General features: G+C 60.4%; 15 protein-coding genes. 7 read left to right on the top strand and 8 right to left on the bottom strand.

The window, feature by feature from the left end; all coding sequences use genetic code 11:
• Nucleotides 1-80 precede the first annotated feature (80 nt).
• The 3 genes from ACCD00_RS06120 to ACCD00_RS06110 all read left to right on the top strand — a co-directional run bounded on the left by ACCD00_RS06120 (nucleotide 81) and on the right by ACCD00_RS06110 (nucleotide 4,691).
• The gene (locus ACCD00_RS06120) at nucleotides 81-1,343 is read left to right on the top strand and encodes an ATP-binding protein (RefSeq protein WP_413422837.1); all 1,263 of its coding nucleotides are present in this window, start codon (nucleotides 81-83) and stop codon (nucleotides 1,341-1,343) included.
• Nucleotides 1,340-1,717: a response regulator gene (locus ACCD00_RS06115; RefSeq protein ID WP_007970583.1), complete on the top strand. Its 378-nt coding sequence runs from the start codon at nucleotides 1,340-1,342 to the stop codon at nucleotides 1,715-1,717. Before ACCD00_RS06120 ends, ACCD00_RS06115 begins: the two co-directional genes overlap by 4 nt.
• 100 nt (nucleotides 1,718-1,817) lie before the next feature.
• Nucleotides 1,818-4,691 carry an RHS repeat-associated core domain-containing protein gene (locus ACCD00_RS06110; RefSeq protein WP_413422834.1) on the top strand — a complete coding sequence of 958 codons (2,874 nt, stop codon included), beginning with the start codon at nucleotides 1,818-1,820 and terminating at the stop codon, nucleotides 4,689-4,691.
• A 33-nt stretch (nucleotides 4,692-4,724) separates the two neighbouring features.
• Here the strand turns inward: ACCD00_RS06110 and ACCD00_RS06105 are convergent, their stop codons facing one another.
• Together ACCD00_RS06105 and ACCD00_RS06100 are read right to left on the bottom strand one after the other, a co-directional pair.
• Entirely contained in the window at nucleotides 4,725-4,847 is a 123-nt protein-coding gene (locus ACCD00_RS06105) for a hypothetical protein (RefSeq protein WP_413422871.1), read from the bottom strand.
• A 45-nt stretch (nucleotides 4,848-4,892) separates the two neighbouring features.
• The gene (locus ACCD00_RS06100; protein WP_413422832.1) at nucleotides 4,893-5,948 is read right to left on the bottom strand and encodes a tetratricopeptide repeat protein; all 1,056 of its coding nucleotides are present in this window, start codon (nucleotides 5,946-5,948) and stop codon (nucleotides 4,893-4,895) included.
• Between the two features lie 184 nt (nucleotides 5,949-6,132).
• Between ACCD00_RS06100 and ACCD00_RS06095 the strand changes: the two genes are divergently transcribed.
• Genes ACCD00_RS06095 through ACCD00_RS06085 form a run of 3 tightly spaced genes read left to right on the top strand, consistent with a single transcriptional unit; the run spans nucleotide 6,133 to nucleotide 9,410 of the window.
• Nucleotides 6,133-8,268: an FUSC family protein gene (locus ACCD00_RS06095; RefSeq protein ID WP_413422829.1), complete on the top strand. Its 2,136-nt coding sequence runs from the start codon at nucleotides 6,133-6,135 to the stop codon at nucleotides 8,266-8,268.
• Nucleotides 8,258-8,458 (top strand): DUF1656 domain-containing protein, encoded by a 201-nt coding sequence (locus ACCD00_RS06090; RefSeq protein ID WP_008001544.1) that lies wholly within the window; start codon nucleotides 8,258-8,260, stop codon nucleotides 8,456-8,458. Before ACCD00_RS06095 ends, ACCD00_RS06090 begins: the two co-directional genes overlap by 11 nt.
• Nucleotides 8,459-8,462: 4 nt before the next feature.
• Nucleotides 8,463-9,410, top strand: coding sequence for an HlyD family secretion protein (locus tag ACCD00_RS06085; protein ID WP_413422827.1), 948 nt, complete (start codon nucleotides 8,463-8,465; stop codon nucleotides 9,408-9,410).
• A 591-nt stretch (nucleotides 9,411-10,001) separates the two neighbouring features.
• On the opposite strand, the gene ACCD00_RS06080 is transcribed toward ACCD00_RS06085, so the two are convergent.
• Genes ACCD00_RS06080 through mexE form a run of 3 tightly spaced genes read right to left on the bottom strand, consistent with a single transcriptional unit; the run spans nucleotide 10,002 to nucleotide 15,868 of the window.
• Nucleotides 10,002-11,423, bottom strand: a complete 1,422-nt coding sequence (locus ACCD00_RS06080) for an efflux transporter outer membrane subunit (protein ID WP_413422825.1) — start codon at nucleotides 11,421-11,423, stop codon at nucleotides 10,002-10,004.
• Nucleotides 11,423-14,602, bottom strand: a complete 3,180-nt coding sequence (locus ACCD00_RS06075) for an efflux RND transporter permease subunit (RefSeq protein ID WP_413422823.1) — start codon at nucleotides 14,600-14,602, stop codon at nucleotides 11,423-11,425. Before ACCD00_RS06075 ends, ACCD00_RS06080 begins: the two co-directional genes overlap by 1 nt.
• Before the next feature lie 12 nt (nucleotides 14,603-14,614).
• Nucleotides 14,615-15,868 (bottom strand): multidrug efflux RND transporter periplasmic adaptor subunit MexE, encoded by a 1,254-nt coding sequence (mexE, locus tag ACCD00_RS06070; protein ID WP_413422820.1) that lies wholly within the window; start codon nucleotides 15,866-15,868, stop codon nucleotides 14,615-14,617.
• A 372-nt stretch (nucleotides 15,869-16,240) separates the two neighbouring features.
• On the opposite strand from mexE, the gene ACCD00_RS06065 reads away from it, so the two are divergent.
• Entirely contained in the window at nucleotides 16,241-17,248 is a 1,008-nt protein-coding gene (locus ACCD00_RS06065) for an Ldh family oxidoreductase (RefSeq protein WP_413422818.1), read from the top strand.
• 112 nt (nucleotides 17,249-17,360) lie between these two features.
• Here ACCD00_RS06065 and abaF read toward each other — a convergent pair whose 3' ends face one another.
• The 3 genes from abaF to ACCD00_RS06050 all read right to left on the bottom strand — a co-directional run bounded on the left by abaF (nucleotide 17,361) and on the right by ACCD00_RS06050 (nucleotide 20,902).
• The gene (gene abaF, locus ACCD00_RS06060; protein WP_413422816.1) at nucleotides 17,361-18,755 is read right to left on the bottom strand and encodes a fosfomycin efflux MFS transporter AbaF; all 1,395 of its coding nucleotides are present in this window, start codon (nucleotides 18,753-18,755) and stop codon (nucleotides 17,361-17,363) included.
• Nucleotides 18,756-18,829: 74 nt separating this feature from the next.
• The gene (locus tag ACCD00_RS06055) at nucleotides 18,830-19,747 is read right to left on the bottom strand and encodes a dihydrodipicolinate synthase family protein (RefSeq protein ID WP_095942202.1); all 918 of its coding nucleotides are present in this window, start codon (nucleotides 19,745-19,747) and stop codon (nucleotides 18,830-18,832) included.
• A gap of 126 nt (nucleotides 19,748-19,873) precedes the next feature.
• The gene (locus tag ACCD00_RS06050) at nucleotides 19,874-20,902 is read right to left on the bottom strand and encodes a trans-3-hydroxy-L-proline dehydratase (protein ID WP_413422814.1); all 1,029 of its coding nucleotides are present in this window, start codon (nucleotides 20,900-20,902) and stop codon (nucleotides 19,874-19,876) included.
• Nucleotides 20,903-20,914: the final 12 nt, after the last annotated feature.

Raw genomic sequence — 20,914 nt, 5'->3', positions numbered from 1 at the left:
CCTTACAGTTATCGAAGCGATCGTGATCGGTGCCTCGTACGCGGCATTGGCCGTCTGCTTGTCGAGCTGGAACGAATCGCATGCTGAGTAATATCCCGGCCAAACTGCTGATCGTCGACGATCTGCCGGAGAATCTGCTGGCGCTCGAAGCGCTGATCAAGTGTGAGGACCGGATCGTGTACAAGGCGTTGTCCGCCGACGAAGCCTTGTCACTGCTGTTGCAACACGAATTCGCCATGGCCATCCTCGATGTGCAGATGCCCGGCATGAATGGCTTCGAGTTGGCCGAGCTGATGCGTGGCACGGAAAAAACCAGGAACATCCCGATTGTTTTCGTCAGCGCCGCCGGGCGTGAACGGAACTACGCGTTCAAGGGCTATGAAAGCGGTGCCGTGGACTTCCTGCACAAACCGCTGGACATCCATGCGGTCAAGAGCAAGGTCAATGTGTTCGTCGACCTGTATCGCCAGAGCAAGGCGATGCAGGAACAGGTGTTGGCCCTGGAGCAGAGCCGCCGAGAGCAGGAGGCATTGCTCGAGCAACTGCAAAACACCCGGCTGGAACTGGAACAGGCGGTGCGCATGCGCGATGACTTCATGTCTGTCGTCGCCCACGAAGTGCGCACGCCGCTCAACGGCCTGATCCTTGAAACCCAGTTGCGCAAGATGCACCTGGCCCGGGACAACGCCGCCGCCTTCACCCTGGACAAGATGCACGCCATGGTCGACCGCGACGAACGGCAGATCAAAAGCCTCATTCGCTTGATCGAAGACATGCTCGATGTTTCGCGCATTCGCACCGGAAAGTTGTCGATCCGGCCGACACGGTTCGACCTTTGCGCGTTGATTCGCGACCTGTTGCATAATTTTTCCCGGCAAATCGACGCCGCCGAGGCGTCGGTCACGCTGGATGCCGAGCAGCCGGTGATCGGAAACTGGGATGAATTTCGTATTGAACAGGTCATTTCCAACCTGTTGACCAACGCCTTGCGCTATGGGGCCAAGAGCCCGGTCTCGGTGAAGGTCTACAGTGAAGGGAGCACGGCGCTGGTGGACGTGCGGGACCAGGGGATCGGCATCGGCGAGGAAAACCAGAAGCGGATTTTCCAGCAGTTCGAACGGATATCGGCCAGGCACGCCGTTGCCGGACTGGGCCTGGGATTGTTTATTTCAGAACAGATTGTCACCGCCCATGGCGGTACTATTACGGTCCAGAGCAGGATTGGCGAAGGCGCCTTGTTTCGCGTTTGTCTGCCGCTGCAGGAAAACAGCCAGCCAAACGCAACCTCTGATCGACCCCACGGTCGTATCAGCAGCAAACGACCGAACAAAGGCTTCCCATGAGCGAAGATGCACAAGATGTAGTACTCGTCGTCGAGGACGATCCGTCGATTCTGATGGTGCTGTCCGCTTATCTGTCAGGCGAGGGTTACCGCGTATTGCAGGCCGAAAACGGCGAGCAGGCTTTTGAGATCCTGGCGAGCAAGCCGCACCTGGACATGATGATCACCGACTTCCGCCTGCCCGGTGGAATCTCCGGCGTGCAGATCGCCGAGCCCGCCGTGAAGCTGCGACCGGAGCTCAAGGTGATCTTCATCAGCGGCTATGCCCAGGAAATCCGCGAGACCGACAGCCCGATCACCCGCAAGGCGCCGATCCTGGACAAGCCATTCGATCTGGATAAGTTGCAGGAACTGATGCAGGACATGCTTTCGTAAGCGTGTTGGTCATGCGCGTACCTGTAGTTTCTGACAGTTGACGGTGGTGTTGTATCAGCAGATAAACGTTTCGGACGTCATGTGATCCGGAGCGAGCGCAATGCACCGTCATACACCAACACTTTCAGTGATTGATCCGCGTCGCTCCGTCGTACGTGAAATTGCCTATCATCGGTGCTCGGTCAGCCAAGCCCCTCAAGCACGCATCACCCAACATATCTACAGCATCCGCAACCGCGCCAGTCACAGCCGCGATCCCCGGCTTTTTGCTCTTCATGATCACGATGGGTCCGCACCCGCCAATCAAACCACAGTCACCACTCTCACCGGGCAGCCTTTGCTCTCTGTGAATCTGGACGCCGGATGGCGGGTTAGTATTTACGGTGCTGCCCAGCAAAGGCTGGAAAATTGGGACCAGAAACTTAATCACCTGCGCATGACCTACGATTTCTCTTTGCGCCCGGAGGGCGTTTTTGAATCGGCGACAGGTGAAGAGCAGCGCACGGCTTGTTTTGTGTATGGCGACGATTCGCCAGAGTCCGCCAGGCACAATCGCTGCGGTCAGTTGATCCGTCACGATGACGGTGCGGGTACTCAGCACTTCAGCGAATTCAGTTTGTTCGGTGCATGTTTGCAGCAGACTCGTTGCTTTCTGGCGCAAGTTCAATTGCCTGACTGGCCAGTGAACGAAACCGAGCGCGATAAATTGCTCGAGCCTCAAGGGGCGCTCACACAAATAGGTTTTAACAGTGTCGGCGAGTGGGTACGGCATATTGATGCTTTGGGCAACGAACAACTCCAGCGTCAGACCGTTGCCGGTCAATTGTTCGAAACCCGCATCAAGCTGGCTGACGCCGATGATGAAATCACCCTGATGGGTGACATTCAATACAACGCTTTCGGACAAATCGTGCAGCAAACCGCCGGTAACGGCGTAGTCACTCGCGCCGTTTTCGATCCCGAGGATGGGCGGCTGGCAACGCTGCAAGCGCAACTGGCAGGTCAGCCACCGTTACAGAGTCTGACGTATGCCTATGATCCAGTCGGTAACCCGATTCGTATCACTGACAACACCCAGTCGATCCGCTACTCGCGCAATCAACGCGTTGCCGCGATCAGTACCTGGCAGTACGACACCCTCGGTCAACTCATCGAAGCCAGCGGTCGACAACGTTGCAATGCCTCGGGCGGCCCCCATTTGCCGGCATTCGTTTCGCCACCGGACCCTGGCCAACTGGAGAACTATCTCCAGACGTTCAACTACGACGCCAGTGGCAATCTGGATACCCTGCATCACTACGCTGACAGCGCAAATCGATCCGAGCGAACGGCTGTTGCAACCTTGAGCAACCGAAGCCTGCCGTGGGGCGATGGCATCGAATCACCAGGGGACAGTGAAATTGCTGCTGCGTATGACGCCTGCGGCAATCTCAAGGTGCTTCAACGGGGACAGACACTGCACTGGGATACACGCAACCGCTTGCGTCAGGTCGATCAGGTGGTGCGCGAGGACGAACCTGCTGACATGGAAGTTTATGTCTATGACGGCGATGACCAACGTGTGCGAAAAATCCGTACGGCTTACACCGGCACATTGACCCGTACCCATGAAACCCGCTACTTGCCGGGTGTGGAGATTCGTACAAGTCCCGATGAGACTCTGCATGTCATCAGTGTCCAGTGCGGTAGATGCACCGTGCGGATCCTTCACTGGGAAAGGGGCTCGTCACCGGAAGGTGCCCGGCATCAGTTGCGTTACTGCCTTGCCGATCATCTGGAATCCTGCACGCTGGAACTGGATAAAGACGCCAGACTCATCAGCCAGGAAAGCTACTATCCCTACGGCGGCACAGCCTGGTGGGCGGGTAGGGACAAGGTTGAGGCCAGCTACAAGACGATTCGGTATTCAGGAAAGGAGCGGGACGCAACGGGGCTGTATTACTACGGATTTCGGTATTACATGCCGTGGCGACAGCGTTGGTTGAACGCCGATCCGGCGGGAACGCTAGATGGGTTGAACCTGTATCGGATGGTGGGGGGCAATCCACTCGGGCATGTCGACTGGCTCGGATTGGCCAAAACCCGGATTGGCAAAGTGAAGCGCATCACTGCGACCCTCGCTGCAATTGGCCGGGGAACTGTCAAGGCGGCCGCAGGATATGGCGCAAAGCAACTGGTAAGAAAGGCCTTGAAAGCATCGCTGGGGCGAATGGCAAGTTACCCCGTCGCAATAATGTCAGGCATGGCGGCGGGCTATGTAGGTGGCTCGACTGTGGCCCATGTTCTGGAACGCGAAGATTACAGCGTTATCCGCAAAAATCTGACCGTCGCGGGTGTGGGAATTCTCAGCTTTGGTGTGGGATTCACCCTTGGTTTAACAGCACCCGACCCAATCAGTATGGTTGAAGGGGTTGTCAAATCAATGGGGACGAAGGCGGTTGGGCGGGTAGTTTCCAGGATAGGTCCCAGCATTGCTCCGGATATCAGCACGCGAGGTGCGCTGGCCGTTAATACGATTGCCAATTTGAGCGGCAATATGGCTAAGGGTATGTGGTCCGCAAGCGCGCCTGAAGGCGTTCATCCGATACTGAACTCTGTCGCCGGTATCGTGATGAAAACTGCAGTGAGCGATGCGATTCGCTTTGTTGGCGGTGTGAGCTCTCGACTCAAGGAAAGTAGGCATCACCAATTGATGACCGTGCCGACAGGCGGGGAGTTGATCGACGCCGGAAAATCGTTGATTCACGAAACGGCGGTGCAGTCGGTTTACAAGCTGGGCAATACCGAAGTCGACAAAGGGCTGACCGCTGTATTGGGGTTGCAGACCTCAGAGTCGGCATGGCGGGCCGGGATCAGGCAGTTGAAACCCGCTAATGAGGTCAGCGCTGTGGGGATCTACTTATACAACGAACAACAAAACGGGCAGGTGATCGCGGCGCATAAAAAAGTATCCGGTACGACAATGCAGGTGTGACGGCGGGAACATTGAGAAGTCCATCACTCGCATTCAGGCGCTGATTATCTCCCGCACTTTCGCTGTCAACAGATCGAAGGTAAATGGCTTGGTGATCATCTGCATTTCCGGATCGAGGAAGCCGCCGCGCGCTGCTGCGACGAGCTGCCTGTTCACTTGACCCTTGGTCGAGACATCGGCTCAACGAAATGTCAGTCGAGGTCAAAGCCCTTGTTGCAACGCCGGATCATCGGGGTTCATCTGTTCGAGTTGGGCCAACAGGATCTGCACGTTTTGCAGCTGCCCGCTTTCCTTCCAGTAATTGATCAGCAGCACCCGGGCCTTGCGATCGTTCGGATGGCGCTGAACGATTTCCTGCAACTGTTTCTGTGCCGCATCCAGTTCCTGCTCGACATGCAACGTGGTGGCCAGGTCGTAGCGGTAATCCCGGTTGTTCGGCTCGAGTTCAACGGCCCTGGACAGGCCGAGGAGGGCGAACTCGCTTTGGTCGTGATGCAGTAACCAGAGGCCCAGGGCATGTTGCAGGTAGGCCGAGTCGGGTTGCGCCTGGAGTTGTCTGGCCAGCAGCTGCCGGGCGGCGTCGTTCTGGCCCTGTTTATCCAGTACTTCGATTTGCAGCACCAGCGCCGGCAAGTTGTCCGGCGCCAGGCGCAGGGTGTTGTCCAGCGCCTGTTGCGCTTCCTTGAGTTCGGCGTTGTGCAGGTGCAGCCGGGCCAGTTGGTATTGGTTTTCGGCGTTTTGCGGCTCGCTCTTGAGCACTTGCTCCCAGGCATCGATGGCTTGCTCCAGCGGCCCGAAATACAAACCGAGATCATCCGGGGACAAACCCAGCAGCGCGTTGATCGCGGCCAGCCGCACGCTTTGTTCGCTGTCATCGAGCAATGGCCCCAGCAATAAACTGCGCTGGCCGCTCGGTACCAGGCCGCTGATGCTTTTGATCGCGGCGATACGCACCTCGGGCGACTCGTCCTGCAAGTCGGCATCCGCCAGTTTCAGGGCCACCGAGCTTGGATAGTTGGGCAACTCGGCATGCAACCAGACACGCCGCTTGGGGGACAGGTCCGGACGGCCCAACTGTTGATAGAGCACGCGCGCGGCACCTGGTTGACCGGCCCGGGCAGCAGCCAGCGCTTCGCTGTAGCCATGCTGGATGGCTTCGGGAACCACCGGGGTGGTATCGCGCAGGGAAAACCACGCAAGGCCGATGACGAGCAGGGCGAAGAGGCTGATAAACAGATAGCGGCGGGACTTGGGCATGCAGGAATCCGGAAGCTGGCTAACTTTTGCAAAGGCGCCAGCTTCGGTCAGGCCGGGCTTTGAGTCAAACCTTGACGACGTTCACTGACGATTCAATGGGCCTGCAAGCGGTGTCGACGGCAAAACCTGTCGAGGCCCCGCTGCAGTGACTACGCTTGCTGGAGGCGTCTCGACGAGTGTTCCCATGCAAGCGTTGTTGCAGTACTTCAAGGCCATTCTCAACCCCGGCCCCGGGGTATTGCTGTTTGCCTTGCGAACCATGGCGGCCGGGTTGTTGACCCTGTACCTGGCGTTTTTGTTCGATCTGGAGCAACCCAAGTGGTCGATCATGGCCGTGGTCATCATCAGCCAGCCACTGGGCGGCATGGTGCTGGCCCGCAGTTTTGGCCAGGTGATCGGCACCACGGCGGGCGCGGCCGTGGCGGTGTTGATCATGGCGATCTTTCCCCAGGCGCCGCTGCCGTTCATCACCACCCTGGCGTTGTGGCTGGCGCTGTGCACCGCCGGTGGCACGCTGTTGCGCTACACCAGTTCCGGGGCGTTCGTGCTCAGTGGCTACACCGCCGTGGTCATCGCGTTGCTGGCGATTCCCGATCAGGACGGTACCTTTTTGCTGGCGGTGACCCGCCTCACCGAAACCTTGCTGGCGGTTGCCTGCGTGTGTGTGGTCAGCCTGCTCACCGCCAGGCCGGAAGCCGTGGCCCGGGATTACTTCGCCAGGATCGATCAGATCACCCGGTTGCTGGCCACCCATGCCAGCGCGGTCATCCGCACTGAAGAGAGCGAAGCTGACTTTCAGCTGCGGCAAATGCAGCTGCTGGGCCAGATCAGCGGCCTGGAGGGCGTACGCCGACACATGTACTTCGATGCGCCACGGTTACGCAGTGCCAACGGCCTGGTGCAACTGTTGGGTAACCAATTGGTGTTGTTGACCGCGCGCCTGACAGCTCTGCGCCACCAGCGCCTGCTGTTGACCGAGCGCTGGGAGGGCGAACTGCCTGAAGAAATTCAACGGTTGCGCGCCGAGGAACTGGCCTTTCTCGATGAACTGGCGCGTAAGGGGCGATCGCTGTCCAGTGAACAGCGCCATTACTTCACGTCGTTGCAACAACGCTTTGATGAGCTGGCCTACAGAGCCGAACAATTGACCGAGCCGCTGCCGGCCACCTTGCGCTCGCTGGCCTGGTCGCTGCGCTGGGAGCAGGCACGCCTGCTACAGCAGCTTGAGCAGATTCTGGAGTTGAGTGATGCCATCCAGAGCGGACGACCCGCCAGCAGCGTGTTTCGCGGGCGCGAAAATCCGCTGCACCTGGACTTCACCCTGGCGACCATGAATGCCATCCGGGCCTTTTCCGCGCTGTTGATCGCCGGCCTGATCTGGATCGAAACCGGCTGGGACGGTGCACGAGCCGGCATGGTGCTGCTGGGTATCCTGTGCTCGCTGATGTCGACGTTTCCCCGGCCGCTGCTGGCCGTTCAAAGCTATGCGCGGGGATTCGTGCTGGCGCTGGTGGCCTCGGCGCTCCTTCAGTTCATGTTTGTTCCGATGATCAGCAATTTCGAGATGCTTGCCTTGCTGCTGGCACCCTTGCTCTATGCCGTTGCAGTGGGGTTGGCCAGTCCACCCACTACCGGTACCGGCATGGGCCTGGGGCTCACGACTTTTCTGCTGCTCGGACCGTTGAACGTGGGGATCGGTCAAAACACCGCGACCCAGTGGTTCGAATTTGCCGGGGCTTATACCTGCGCGACCGTGCTCGCGTTGAGTGTGTATGTGCTGATCTTTCCGTTCATGCCGGACTTGCGCATGCGCCGGCTGCATAGAGAGAACTGCGAGCAGGTGTATGCCTTGCTGAAAACCTCGGCAACCGATGAACAGCAGTTTGCTTTCGAGAGTCGAATGGTTGATCGCCTGACCATGATGCTGGGGCTGCTGCCAGCGACCCAGGAGCCACAATCGCGTGAGCGGTTTCAAACCAGCCTGGGCTGCATGGCACTGGGTATTGCCTTGAATCAGCTGCGGCAGCAGGGGCAGAACAACGCACTGTTGAGTGCGGATCTGCAAAGTCGGCTGTTTTCGACCGTCCGGGATACCGGAAGGCTGGTTGCCGGCCGGCCCGGAGTCGAAGTGGCGCAGGTACTCGACAACCTGCGCGCCTTGGGCGACGAACTGGATGCCCTGCATACCGATGTTCATGAGCGCTTGTGGTCGGTGTTCCGCATGCGTGTGGCGCTGCTGATCGTGGTGTCGTTCGTCGAGCGGTATCGCGGCTACTTTCAACCCGCTGGCCTTGAAGGAGACCCTGTCCTTGCCCATTGATCTGGAAGTGGGTGGTGCCTATCTGCCCCCGATTGCTCAGGCGCTGCTGTTGGGCCTGCCGATTTTCCTGTTGCTGGACTGGACGTTGCGCCGTCTCGGTGTGCTGCAGTTTGTCTGGCATGAGGCACTGTTCGAAGGCGCGTTGTACGTTTGTGTCTGCGCCACGTTGATACTGGTGATGGGAGCCTGATGCCTTGAAGAACATCCTTTCCCGACTCACGACGGTCGCGGTGGTGCTGCTGGCGCTCATCCTGGGCTGGTTCGCCTGGGAGCATTACACCCGTGCGCCCTGGACCCGGGATGCCCGGGTGCGTGCCGATGTGGTGACCTTGTCCGCCGATGTTTCCGGGCGGATCGTCAGCCTGGCCGTGCAGGACAACCAACACGTGAACAAAGGCCAGGCGCTGCTGGAGATCGATCCGGCGCGTTACACGCTGGCAGTGGAACATGCCAAACGTGCGGTTGAGGTGTCGAAAGCCTCGCTCGGGCAGGCCCAGGCGAACATTACCGCCAGCGAAGCCTTGCTCAAGCAACGTCAGAGCGAGGAACAACGGCGGCGCACGCTCAAGGATCGTTCGGCGATTTCCGGCGAAGAGTGGGAAAAAGCCAACACCGATGTGTCGGTGGCCCAGGCTGACCTGCTGCGTAATCAGGCCAATCTGGTGTTGGCCCAGGCCAACGTGCAACTGGCCATCGCGGCACTGACCCAGTCCGAGCTCGACTTGCAGCGTACCCACGTCGTCTCCCCTGTGACCGGCTACGTCACCAATCTGCTGACCCGGGAGGGCGACTACGCTTCGGCCGGCGGTCCATTGCTGGCACTGGTGGACAGCGATTCGTTCTATGTCAGTGGTTACTTTGAAGAAACCAAGCTGCCGCGGATCGGGGAGGGCGACCGGGTCAAGATCGAGTTGATGAGTGGCGAAACGTTCGGCGGCAAAGTGCAGAGCATTGCCTTCGCCATCGCCGACCGGGAAAACCTGCCGGGCGGACGATTGCTGGCGAATATCAACCCCAGTTACACCTGGGTCAAACTGGCACAAAGGGTGCCGGTGCGGATCGAGATCGATGCCGATTATGCCGGTAAAGACAAATTGCGCGCCGGGACCACCGCGACGGTGACCGTCCAGGAACACCCCTGATCCCTGTAGGAGCGAGCTTGCTCGCGATGGTCGTTAACGATGTCGCGTGTTAACTGACTAAACGCGGCGCTCTTGAGTCCATCGCGAGCAAGCTCGCTCCTACAAGAGATATGCGTTGCCTGGACAAGGCAAAAAAAAGCCCCGCGACCGAATGAGACGCAGGGCAAGGAAACTGGTTGGTTGCGGCCAACCCTGTAGGAGCGAGCTTGCTCGCGATGGTGGTCAACGATGACGCGGGAGCCCTGAAAAAACGCGGCGCCCTGGAGTTTTTCGCGAGCAAGCTCGCTCCTACAAGGGATTTGCGTTGTCTGCAAAGTCAAAAAAAAGCCCCGCGACCGAATGAGACGCAGGGCTAAGGAATTGGTTAGTTGCGGCCAACCCTGTAGGAGCGAGCTTGCTCGCGATGGTCGACAACGATGACGCGGGAGCCCTGAAAAAACGCGGCGCCCTCGAGTTTTTCGCGAGCAAGCTCGCTCCTACAAGGGATTTGCGTTGTCTGCAAAGGCAAAAAAAACCCCGCGACCGAATGAGACGCAGGGCAAGGAAATTGGTTGGTTGCGGCCAACCAAAGGAGCGCTTTAAGGCATCGGGTCAGTTGCTCGCGACCGTCTCCGGCTGCCAGCCACCTCCGAGGGCCTTGTAGATCGCGACTATGCCGCGATACAGGTCCACTTCAGCCTGGGCCTGAGTGTCTTCGGCCGCCAGGCGTTCTCGCTGGGCATCGAGCAGCACGAGGAAATCGGACGTGCCTTCGCGGTAGCGGATTTGCGCGAGGTCGGCGGCCGAGCGGCTGGACTCGCTCTGACGGATCAGCGAGATCAGGCGCTGTTGGCGTTTGCCGTAGTCGCTGAAGGCGTTTTCCGATTCTTCCAGGGCCAGCAACACATGCTGCTCGTAGGTCGCCAGGGCGCCTTCGGCATCGGCGTCGGCGCCACGTATGCGGGCTTTTACGCTACCCAGGTCAAACGCGGCCCAGGTGATGCTCGGGCCCAGCGCCCAGGCGTTGGCCGCCGAAGAACCAATCTGCGAACCACGTCCGGCGGTCCAGCCGAGGAAGCCGCTGAGGCTGACCCGAGGGAACAGATCCGCCTTGGCCACGCCGATACGCGCGGTGGCCGAAGCCAGTTGGCGTTCGGCGCTGAGGATGTCCGGACGGCGTTGCAGCAGCTCGCCCGGATCGCCGATCGGCAAGGCCTTGGCAATCGCCGGCAGGTCTTTGGGGCTCAAGTCCACGGTCAGCTTGTCCGGACGTTCACCCAGCAGGGTGGCGATACGGTTTTTCTGCCGCACCTGTTCGGCCTGCAGTTGCGGCACGCTGGCTTCAACCGACGCCAGTCGCGCGTCGGCACGCTCCACATCGAGCTGGTCGCCGACGCCGGCATCACGCAGGCTGACCGTGATCTTGCGCGACTCGCGCTGGTTTTCCAGGTTGGCCAGGGCGATTTTCTCCCGCAGTTGCGCGCCGCGCAGTTGCCCGTAGGAGTCCACCAGTTCGGCAATCATGGTCACTTGCAGCTGGTACAGGTCGGCTTCGAACGCCTGTTGCTCGGCGTTGGCCGACTCCAGGTTGCGCTGGATGCGACCGAACAGATCAATCTCCCAGGCCATGTCCAGGCCCAGGTCATAGCGTTCGCTGTTGACCCGCTTGGTGGTCTGGCCCGGGATCTGGCCTTTGCCCAGGTCACTGCTGACGCGGCTGGTGATGGTCGGCATGGCGTCGTTGCTGACGTCATCGCGGATCGCCCGCGCAGCTTTCCAGCGGGCGAAGGCAACGCGCAGATCGCGGTTGCCTTGCAGTGATTGCGTCACCAACTGGTTGAGGGTCGGGTCTTCGAACTGTTGCCACCAGATGCCTTCGAAATGTGAACGGTCAAAGTTCTTCTGGCCGGCGGCGCCATCGGTGGCGGCCGTGATGTTGGCCGCCTCGGTGGTTGGAGTCTTGTAGTCGGGGCCCACGGCACAGGCACTCAAGGCCAGTGCCAGCAGGCTCGGCAGGAACGCTTTCAAACTCATCAGTGCGACTCCAGCTTCAGGTTGGCCTTGGCAGCTTTGCGTGTCTGGCCGCGCTCGACAAAGTTACGAATCAATACGTAGAACACTGGCGTCAGCAACAGGCCGAAGAAGGTCACCCCGAGCATCCCGGAGAACACCGCCACACCCATGGCATGACGCATTTCGGCACCGGCACCGCTGGAGAACACCAAAGGCACGACACCCATGATGAACGCGAAGGAGGTCATCAGGATCGGCCGCAGACGCAGGCGGCAGGCTTCGAGGACCGCAGCCAGCGGGTTGAGGCCTTCGAGCTGTTTATCCTTGGCGAACTCGACGATCAGGATCGCGTTCTTGCACGCCAGGCCCACCAGTACGATCAGGCCGATCTGGGTGAAGATGTTGTTGTCACCGCCGGAGGCAATCACACCGGTGATGGCCGACAGCAGGGTCATCGGTACGATCAGGATCACCGCCAGTGGCAGGCTCCAGCTTTCGTATTGAGCCGCCAGTACCAGGAACGCCAGCAGCACGCAGAGCGGGAACACGAACAGCGCGGTGTTGCCGGACAGGATCTGCTGGTAGGTCAGGTCGGTCCATTCGTAGGTCATGCCGTTGGGCAGTTCTTCCTTGAGCAGTTTCTCGATGGCTTTTTCGGCCTGGCCGGAGCTGTAGCCAGGGGCTGCCGCACCGTTGATTTCAGCGGTGATGAAGCCGTTGTAGTGCATCACGCGGTCCGGGCCCGAGGTGTCGCTGACCTTGATGAAGGTCGCCAGCGGGATCATCTCGCCCTTGTTGTTACGCACTTTCAGCTGGCCGATCTGGTCGGATTCGAGGCGGAACTGTTGTTCGGCCTGGACGTTGACCTGATAGGTGCGACCGAAGCGGTTGAAGTCGTTGGCATACAGCGAGCCCAGGTAGATTTGCAGGGTGTCGAAGATGTCGCTGACGGCCACGCCGTGGGTCTTGGCTTTTTCGCGGTCAATAGCCGCATCGACCTGTGGCACGTTCACCGTGTAGCTGGTGAACAGACCGGCCAGTTCCGGAACGCTGTGGCTCTTGGCAATGATGTTCATGGTTTCCTTGTACAGCTCTTCGTAGCCCAGGTTGCCCCGGTCTTCGATCTGCAGGCGGAAACCGCCGATGGTGCCCAGGCCTTGTACCGGCGGCGGCGGGAAGATCGCCATGTAGGCTTCCTGGATGTTCGCGTACTGGCCGTTCAAGGCACCGGCAATGGCCCCTGCGGACATGCTCGGGTCTTTGCGTTCGTCGAACGGTTTGAGGGTCACGAACACGATGCCGGCGTTCGGGCTGTTGGTAAACCCGTTGATCGACAGGCCAGGGAAGGCCACCGCACTTTCCACGCCAGGCTGTTTCAGCGCCAGCTCGGACATGCGCTTGATCACGTCTTCGGTGCGATCCAGGCTCGAGGCATCTGGCAATTGCGCGAAGGCCACCAGGTATTGCTTGTCCTGGCCGGGTACGAAACCGGTCGGGGTGCTGGAAAAACCGAAGAAGGTCAGGACCATCAGGCCGGCGTACAGCAGCAGGGCGATGCCGCTGGAGCGGATCACACGGGCAACGGTGCCGACATAACCATGGCTGGCCTTTTCAAAGAAGCGGTTGAACGGGCGGAACAGCCAGCCGCCAAAAATCTTGTCCAGCACCTTGGAGAAACGGTCTTTCGGCGCGTCGTGGCCCTTGAGCAATACCGCGGCAAGCGCCGGCGACAGGGTCAAGGAGTTGAAGGCCGAGATCACCGTGGAAATCGCAATGGTCAGGGCGAACTGCTTGTAGAACTGCCCGGTCAGGCCGGAGATGAACGCCGCCGGAACAAACACCGCACACAGCACCAGCGCCGTGGCAATGATGGGACCGGTCACTTCACGCATGGCGCGTTTGGTGGCTTCCACCGGGGTCAGTCCGAGTTCGATGTTGCGCTCGACGTTCTCCACCACCACGATGGCGTCGTCCACCACGATACCGATCGCCAAGACCAGGCCGAACAGCGACAGGGCGTTGAGCGAGAATCCAAACAGGTGCATCACGGCAAAGGTACCGATCAGCGAGACCGGCACAGCCACCAACGGAATGATCGAGGCGCGCCAGGTTTGCAGGAACAGGATCACCACCAGTACCACGAGGATCAGCGCTTCGAAGAGGGTGTGGACCACCGCCTCGATGGAGCCGCGCACGAAGATCGTCGGGTCATAGACGATGCTGAAGTCCATGCCTTCGGGGAAGCTCTTCTTCAGTTCGGCCATTTTGGCCCGCACTTCATTGGAGATCTCGATGGCGTTGGAGCCAGGGCGCTGGAAGATCGGGATCGCCACCGCCGGCTGATTGTTCAGCAGCGAACGCAGGGCGTACTGGCTGGAGCCCAGCTCGACGCGAGCGATGTCCTTGAGGCGAGTGATTTCACCGTTTTCGCCGGAGCGAATGATGATGTTCTCGAACTCTTCCTCACTGACCAGACGGCCCTGGGTGTTGACCGACAGCTGGAAGCTTTGCGCATTCGGGGCAGGGGGAGCGCCCAATGCACCGGCGGCCACCTGGCGGTTCTGTTCACGAATGGCCGTTACCACGTCAGTGGCGGTCAGGTTGCGCGAAGCGGTTTTGTTCGGGTCGAGCCAGACTCGCAGCGAGTAGTCGCCCATGCCGAACAGTTGCACGTCACCGACACCGCCCAGCCTCGCCAGCTCGTCCTTGATGTTGAGGATCGCGTAGTTGGACAGGTAGAGCATGTCGTAGCGTTTGTCCGGCGAGGTCAAGTGCACAACCATCGTCAGGTCGGGCGACGCCTTGTCCACGGTGATACCGATGCGCGTCACTTCCTCGGGAAGTTTCGGCTCGGTCCGGGTCACGCGGTTCTGTACCTGTACCTGTGCGTTGTCCAGGTCCGTACCCAGGGCAAAGGTGATGGTCAGGGTGATCTTGCCGTCAGCGGTGGATTGCGAGGACATGTACAGCATGTTCTCGACGCCGGTGATGGCTTGCTCCAGCGGAGCGGCCACGGTTTCGCCGATGACTTTCGGGTTGGCACCCGGGAAGTTGGCGCGTACCACCACGGTGGGCGGCACGACTTCCGGGTATTCGCTGATCGGCAACTGGAACAGCGAGATCGCACCGGCGATCAGGATCAGCAGCGACAGCACCGCTGCGAAGATCGGCCGCGAAATGAAGAATTGGGAAAAATTCATCTTGGAAATCCCTTAACCGCGTGGGGTCGTGGCAGCCAGTTTCACAGCCGTACCCGGTGCAACCCTGGCAGGCGCGACTTGGGGCAGGTTGCTGGCTTCCAGCGCTTGGCGTTGTTGTGCGAGTGCCGCGAGGGTTTGTTCGCTGGCCATCGGAATCACTTCAGGGGTGACCGGTGAACCAGGACGTACCCGTTGCAGGCCCTTGACGATAATGGTGTCGTCCTTGTTCAGGCCGTTGCGCACGATGCGCAAGCCTTCGATCTTCGGACCCAGTTCCACGGCGCGGTAGGCGGTCTTGTTGTCGCCATCCATCACGATCACGAACTTCTTGCCCAGGTCGGTGCCGACCGCTTCATCGTTGATCAGCATGGCGCTGTAGGTACCGCTGCCCACCAGTTTCAGGCGTGCATACAAGCCCGGGGTGTAGCTGCCATCGCTGTTGTCGAATACGGCGCGACCACGGATGGTGCCGGTTTTCGGGTTGACCTGGTTGTCGACGAAGTTCATCACGCCCTGGTGCGGGTTGCCGTCCTCGTTGGACAGGCCCATGTAAACCGGGGTGGTGGCGCCGCGCTTGCCCTGGCGAGCGAGCTCCGTGTACTTGAGGAACACACGTTCGTCGGCGTCGAAGTAGGCGTACACCTTGTCAGTGGAGACCACGCTGGTCAGCGGGGTCGTGTCGGCGGTCACCAGGTTGCCGGCGGTGATTTCCGCACGGCTGACGCGGCCGCTGATCGGTGCGGTGACGCGGGTGAAGCTCAGGTTCAATTTAGCCAGATCAAGCTGCGCTTGCAGGGCACCGACGGCGGCGCGGGCTTCCTGTGCGGCGCTGGTACGCGAATCGGCCAGTTCGGCGGAAATGGCGTTGCTGGTGCGCAGGCGCTCACCGCGCTGGGCTTCGTTTTCACTGCGGGTGGCATTGGCGCGCGATTGAGCAACCAGTGCTTCGAGGCGGCGGACCTCAGCCTGGAACGGACGCGGGTCGATCTGGAACAGCAGGTCGCCTTTCTTGACCAGGGCGCCTTCAGTGAAGGCCACTTCATCGATCTGGCCGGAGACCCGTGGACGAATCTCGACGGTTTCCGGCGCTTCGAGGCGACCAGTGAATTCGTCCCATTCGTTGACCGGTTGTTCCAGCACCTTGGCCACGCTGACCTTGGCTGCGGGCATGCTGGCGGCAGTTTGCGGGGCCTTGCCGCAAGCGCTGATCACCACTACGGCCAACAAAGCCAACGGGAAGCGCAAATGTTTGAGTGACTGTTCCATGGATGCATCCGCCAATGTGTTGAGATTGGCGAATGATGCGCGGCGGGTTTGTATCTCACGAATCGAATGGGGCGAAGGTAACTATCATTCGGAATGATATGAGGCCCAAGCCAGCCCTCTAGCCTGCGCCTTGCGTTCGGTTGTCATCAACTGGATTGATGACAATTGTGTGTTGCATTGGATGCAATAGTCAGACTTGGAACCGTGTTGCGGCTTTCGCGAGCAGGCTCGCTCCTACAGGGATCCTTGTCGTTCCCAAATCGCTGTGGGCTTGCCTGCGCTGTGCCAATTTCGTCACCGCCAAGGCCCAAACCCATCAAGCCATAACGCCTCGGACGGACCACTCTGACCGGTCTGTCCAAGGAGATGACCATGATCCGACTGACCCTGATCGAAGCCCGTGAGTTGGCCGAATCGATCTTGTTGCACAACGGTTTTAATCTGGCCCACGCACAAGCGGTGGCGGCGACGGTGATTGCTGGCGAACGTGATGGCTGTGCCTCCCACGGTTTGTACCGGATTCTGGGGTGTGTGAATTCCCTGCGTGCCGGCAAGGTGTCAGCCGATGCCGAGCCGCAGGTGGTCGACCAGGCGCCGTCGATTGTGCGGGTGGATGCTGGCGGTGGCTTTTCGCAGTTGGCGTTTCAGGCGGGGTTGCCGTTGCTGGCGCAGAAAACCCGGGCCAACGGCATTGCGGCGTTGGCAATCAACCGCTGTGTACATTTCTCGGCGCTGTGGGTGGAGATCGAGCAACTGACTGCTGCCGGTCTGGTGGCACTGGCGTGTAATCCGAGCCACGCCTGGGTGGCGCCGGCCGGAGGACGACTGCCGGTGTTCGGCACCAATCCCATTGCCTTCGGTTGGCCGCGTGCGGGGCAGGATCCGTTTGTGTTCGACTTCGCCACCAGCGCGATTGCCCGTGGTGATATCGAACTGCACCGGCGTGCCGGCAAGGCGATTCCCGAAGGTTGGGGCGTCGACGCCCAGGGCCGGCCGACCACCGATGCCAACGTGGTGCTCGACAGCGGCGCGATGCTGACGTTCGGCGGGCACAAGGGTTCGGCGCTGGCGGCGATGGTGGAGTTGATTGCCGGGCCGCTGATTGGTGACCTGACCAGTGCCGAGTCGTTGACTTACGACGGGGGCAGCAAGTCGTCGCCGTACCATGGCGAGTTGATCATCGCCCTGGACCCTCGGCGCTTTCTGGGGGACGCCACTGAAGAACATTTGGCCCGGGCCGAAACGTTGTTCCAGGGCATTGAAGGGCAGGGCGCACGCTTACCGTCGCAACGACGTTACGCGGCGCGGGTACGCAGCCTGGTGGAGGGCGTGCAAATTCCCGAGGCGCTGTACAACGACCTCAAGGCCTTGCTCGCCTGATTCAGTAGGAGCGAGCTTGCTCGCGAAAAACGCAAGGACAACGTTTCCATTCAGGCAACACGCGTTATCGTTGACGTCCATCGCGAGCAAGCTCGCTCCTACAGGGATTTACTCAGGCCAGAGAGTCGGCTCGGCGTGGGCTAGTCGAGGCTGGGTCCAGCGCAGCAACCCGCGCCGCCGACTCGGCATCCACCTGGCGCAATGATTTGCCACGGGTCTCGCGGGTCAGGCCGACAGCCACCACGGAAATCAGCGCGGCGCCCACCAGATACCAGGCGATCGGAGTCGAGCTCTGGTACTTGTTGAGCAAGGTGATGGCGATCAGCGGTGCCAGGGAACCGGCGAAGATCGGCGCCACCTGGTAGCACAGGGACAGCGCGGTGTAGCGTACGTGGGTCGGGAACAGTTCAGCCATCAGCGCCGAGTAAGGCGCGTAAGTCATCGACTCGATGGCCAGGCCCAGAGTGATGGCGGCCATGATCAGCCAGTTGTTGCCGGTGTCCATCATCGGGAAACCGATGAAACCCCAGAACGCGGTGAGCACCGCGCCGGTCAGGTACACCGGCTTGCGCCCGACGATGTCCGACAGATAGCCCATCAGCGGGATCAGGAAAAAGTGCACCAGGTGCGCGCCGAACATCAGCAGCAGAATTTGCGAAGTGTCCTTGTGCACCACCAGTTTCAGATAGGTAATCGAGAACGTCACCACGGTGTAGTAGAGGATGTTCTCGGCAAAGCGTGCGCCGATTCCCACCAGCACCGAACGCCAGTGATGACGCAGCACTTCCACCACACCGAGCTGTTGCTGTTTGGTCTGTGCCTGACGAGCCTGGGCTTCTTTGAAGATCGGCGCGTCATCGACGCTGGTGCGAATCCAGTAACCGATCAACACGACTACCGCCGAGAACCAGAACGCCACGCGCCAGCCCCAGGCAAGGAACTGTTGCTCTGACAGGTTCGACGACAACAGCAGCAGGGCGACCGTGGCCACCAGGTTGCCGGCCGGCACCCCGGCTTGCGGCCAACTGGCCCAGAAACCCCGACGATTGTCCGGGCAGTGTTCGGACACCAGCAGAATCGCGCCGCCCCATTCGCCACCGAAAGCGAAGCCTTGGATCAACCGCAACAGCACCAGTAGCACCGGCGCGGCGTAACCGATCTGGTCGAAGCCAGGCAGGCAACCCATCAGGAAGGTGGTGATGCCGACCACTACCAGGCTCAGTTGCAGCAGGCGTTTGCGGCCGAATTTGTCACCGTAGTGACCGAATACCAGACCGCCCAGCGGCCGGGCGAGAAAGCCGACCGCGTACAAGGCGAAGGCGGCGATGATGCCGTCGATGGGGTTGTCGGTCTGGCGGAAGAACAGCTTGCCGAAAACTAATGCCGAGGCGGTGCCGTAGAGAAAGAATTCATACCACTCGGCGACGGTGCCTGCCATGGCGGCGGCCACTACGCGTTTGAGTCCCGAGGGCGTGGTTGCGCTTTGCGTGTGTTGAGGATTCGACATGCTGACGTACCTTGTTAAGACGCAAAAAAAACGGGCAGCCGGGCGGGGCCAGTAAAGGCCCGCCCGGCAATCACTCAGAGACCGACGTCCGGTAGTTCCGGGCGGTTGGCCAACGCCTTGGCCATGATTTGCTCGACAAATACGCGGTCGGCTTCCGGCAGGGCCAGGCGTGGCGGACGGGTCAAGGCGCTGCCGCGACCGGCGATGGCTTCACACAGCTTGATGCATTGCACCAGGTCGGCACGGGCATCGAGGTGCAGGATCGGCATCAGCCATTCGTAGATCGGCATGGCTTCGGCGAAACGACCGGCCTTGGCCAGGCGGAAGATGGTTTCGCCTTCTTTCGGGAACACGTTGGACATGCCCGAGACCCAACCTTCGGCACCCACGGCGATGCTTTCCAGCACCACGTCGTCGAGGCCGGCGAACAGCACGAAACGGTCACCGACTTCGTTGCGCACGTCGATGAAGCGGCGGGTGTCGCCGGAGGAATCCTTGAAGCACACCACGTTGTCGCAGTCGGCCAGGGAAATCAGGATGTCCGGGGTGACGTCGTTCTTATAGATAGGCGGGTTGTTGTAGACCATCAGCGGCACGTCGGCGTTTTTCGCCACGTAGCGGTAATGCTCGGCGGTCTCGAACGGCTTGGAACCGTAGACCAGCGCCGGCATCAGCATCACGCCATCGACGCCGACCCGGCGTACGGCATTGGCGACCTTGGCCGCTTGCAGGCTGGTGAACTCGGCCACGCCGCAAATCACCGGTACGCGACCACGGGCGGCATCGACAGCGACTTCAGTCACGGCGATTTTCTCTTCGGCGGTCAGCGAGGTGTTTTCACCCACCGAGCCGCAGACCACCAGGCCCGACACGCCGTCGCGGATCACGTTGGAAATCACCTGATGGGTTTTTTCCAGGTTGATAGAGTAGTCATCGTTGAATTGAGTGGTCACCGCCGGGAAGACGCCACTCCAGTTAATGCGCTTGCTCATTGTTGTCTCCGATTCGTTAATAGTATTTCGTATACGACATTTAAAATGACAATGCTCGGCCAGTGCTTTTTCTGGTTTTCAGGGGTTTTTACTGGCCGATGGTCTGGGGGGGCAGGGATTGCGTGATCAGGCGCCGGGCCAAGTGTCGGACAGGCGATAGCCTTGTGGCCACGGATCGCTTGGGTCGAGCAGCAATTGATGGGTGCCGGTGATCCACGCCCGGCCGGAAATGCACGGGTAAATCGCGGCGCGGCCGGCGACTTCGGTCAACGAATCAATGCGGCAGTGGAACTCGGAGCCGATAATCGAACGGCCGACAAAACGCTCGCCAACCTGCATCAAGCCTTTGGCCTGCAACACCGCCATGCGCGCCGAGCAACCCGTGCCGGTGGGGGAGCGGTCGATCTTGCCCGGTTGAATCACCACCGCATTGGCGCCGGTGGCGACGCCGTTCTCATTGACGATCGGCGCGGCGATCTGGCAGAAGGAAATGTGCGACCACTCGGGATTCAGCGGATGCACGAAGCCCAGTTGTTCGTTGGCCGCTCGAGTGATTTTCAGCCCGACCGCCACCAGATCGGCCGCTTCATCCGGGCGGATGGAGAAACCCAGGCCTTTGGCATCGGCAATCACAAAACTGTCGCCACCATAAGCGGTGTCAACCTTCAGCGAGCCGATGCCTTCGACTTCAATCCACGCATCCAGTCGATCAGCGAAGGACGGCACGTTTTTCACTTCCACCCGTTTCACCTTGCCATCCCGGCAGTCGGCCACGGCTTCGATCAGGCCGCCGGGCGCTTCCAGCACCAGGCGTGTTTGCGGCTCGGTCATGGGCAGGATGCCGCTGTCGAGCAATACGGTGGCGACGCACAACGAGTTGGAGCCGGACATCGGCGGGGTGTCCGCCGGTTCCATGATGATCCAGGCCATCTGCGCCCGTGGGTCCTTGGCCGGAACCAGCAGGTTGACGTGGCGAAACACGCCGCCGCGGGGTTCGTTGAGGACGAAGTTGCGCAGGGTTTCGTCCCGGGCGATCCAGCGTGACTGTTCCCACACGGTGGCGCCTGGCGGCTGGGCGACACCGCCCACGATCACGTCGCCGACTTCGCCTTCGGCGTGGCAGCTGACTACATGAATGACTTTTGATGAACGCATGGTTTGCTCCTT

Source organism: Pseudomonas sp. Pseusp3 (assembly GCF_047304225.1).
Lineage (GTDB): Bacteria > Pseudomonadota > Gammaproteobacteria > Pseudomonadales > Pseudomonadaceae > Aquipseudomonas > Aquipseudomonas fluorescens_CD.
Note: the sequence above shows the minus strand (reverse complement) of the source record. Positions and strands in the feature narration are given on the sequence as shown.

Coding starts and splice junctions, on each gene's coding strand:
- abaF (WP_413422816.1), bottom strand. CDS start 18,755: ATGTCGAATCCTCAACACACGCAAAGCGCAACCACGCCCTCGGGACTC.
- ACCD00_RS06050 (WP_413422814.1), bottom strand. CDS start 20,902: ATGCGTTCATCAAAAGTCATTCATGTAGTCAGCTGCCACGCCGAAGGC.
- ACCD00_RS06115 (WP_007970583.1), top strand. CDS start 1,340: ATGAGCGAAGATGCACAAGATGTAGTACTCGTCGTCGAGGACGATCCG.
- ACCD00_RS06065 (WP_413422818.1), top strand. CDS start 16,241: ATGATCCGACTGACCCTGATCGAAGCCCGTGAGTTGGCCGAATCGATC.
- ACCD00_RS06055 (WP_095942202.1), bottom strand. CDS start 19,747: ATGAGCAAGCGCATTAACTGGAGTGGCGTCTTCCCGGCGGTGACCACT.
- ACCD00_RS06075 (WP_413422823.1), bottom strand. CDS start 14,602: ATGAATTTTTCCCAATTCTTCATTTCGCGGCCGATCTTCGCAGCGGTG.
- ACCD00_RS06100 (WP_413422832.1), bottom strand. CDS start 5,948: ATGCCCAAGTCCCGCCGCTATCTGTTTATCAGCCTCTTCGCCCTGCTC.
- ACCD00_RS06110 (WP_413422834.1), top strand. CDS start 1,818: ATGCACCGTCATACACCAACACTTTCAGTGATTGATCCGCGTCGCTCC.
- mexE (WP_413422820.1), bottom strand. CDS start 15,868: ATGGAACAGTCACTCAAACATTTGCGCTTCCCGTTGGCTTTGTTGGCC.
- ACCD00_RS06080 (WP_413422825.1), bottom strand. CDS start 11,423: ATGAGTTTGAAAGCGTTCCTGCCGAGCCTGCTGGCACTGGCCTTGAGT.
- ACCD00_RS06120 (WP_413422837.1), top strand. CDS start 81: ATGCTGAGTAATATCCCGGCCAAACTGCTGATCGTCGACGATCTGCCG.
- ACCD00_RS06095 (WP_413422829.1), top strand. CDS start 6,133: ATGCAAGCGTTGTTGCAGTACTTCAAGGCCATTCTCAACCCCGGCCCC.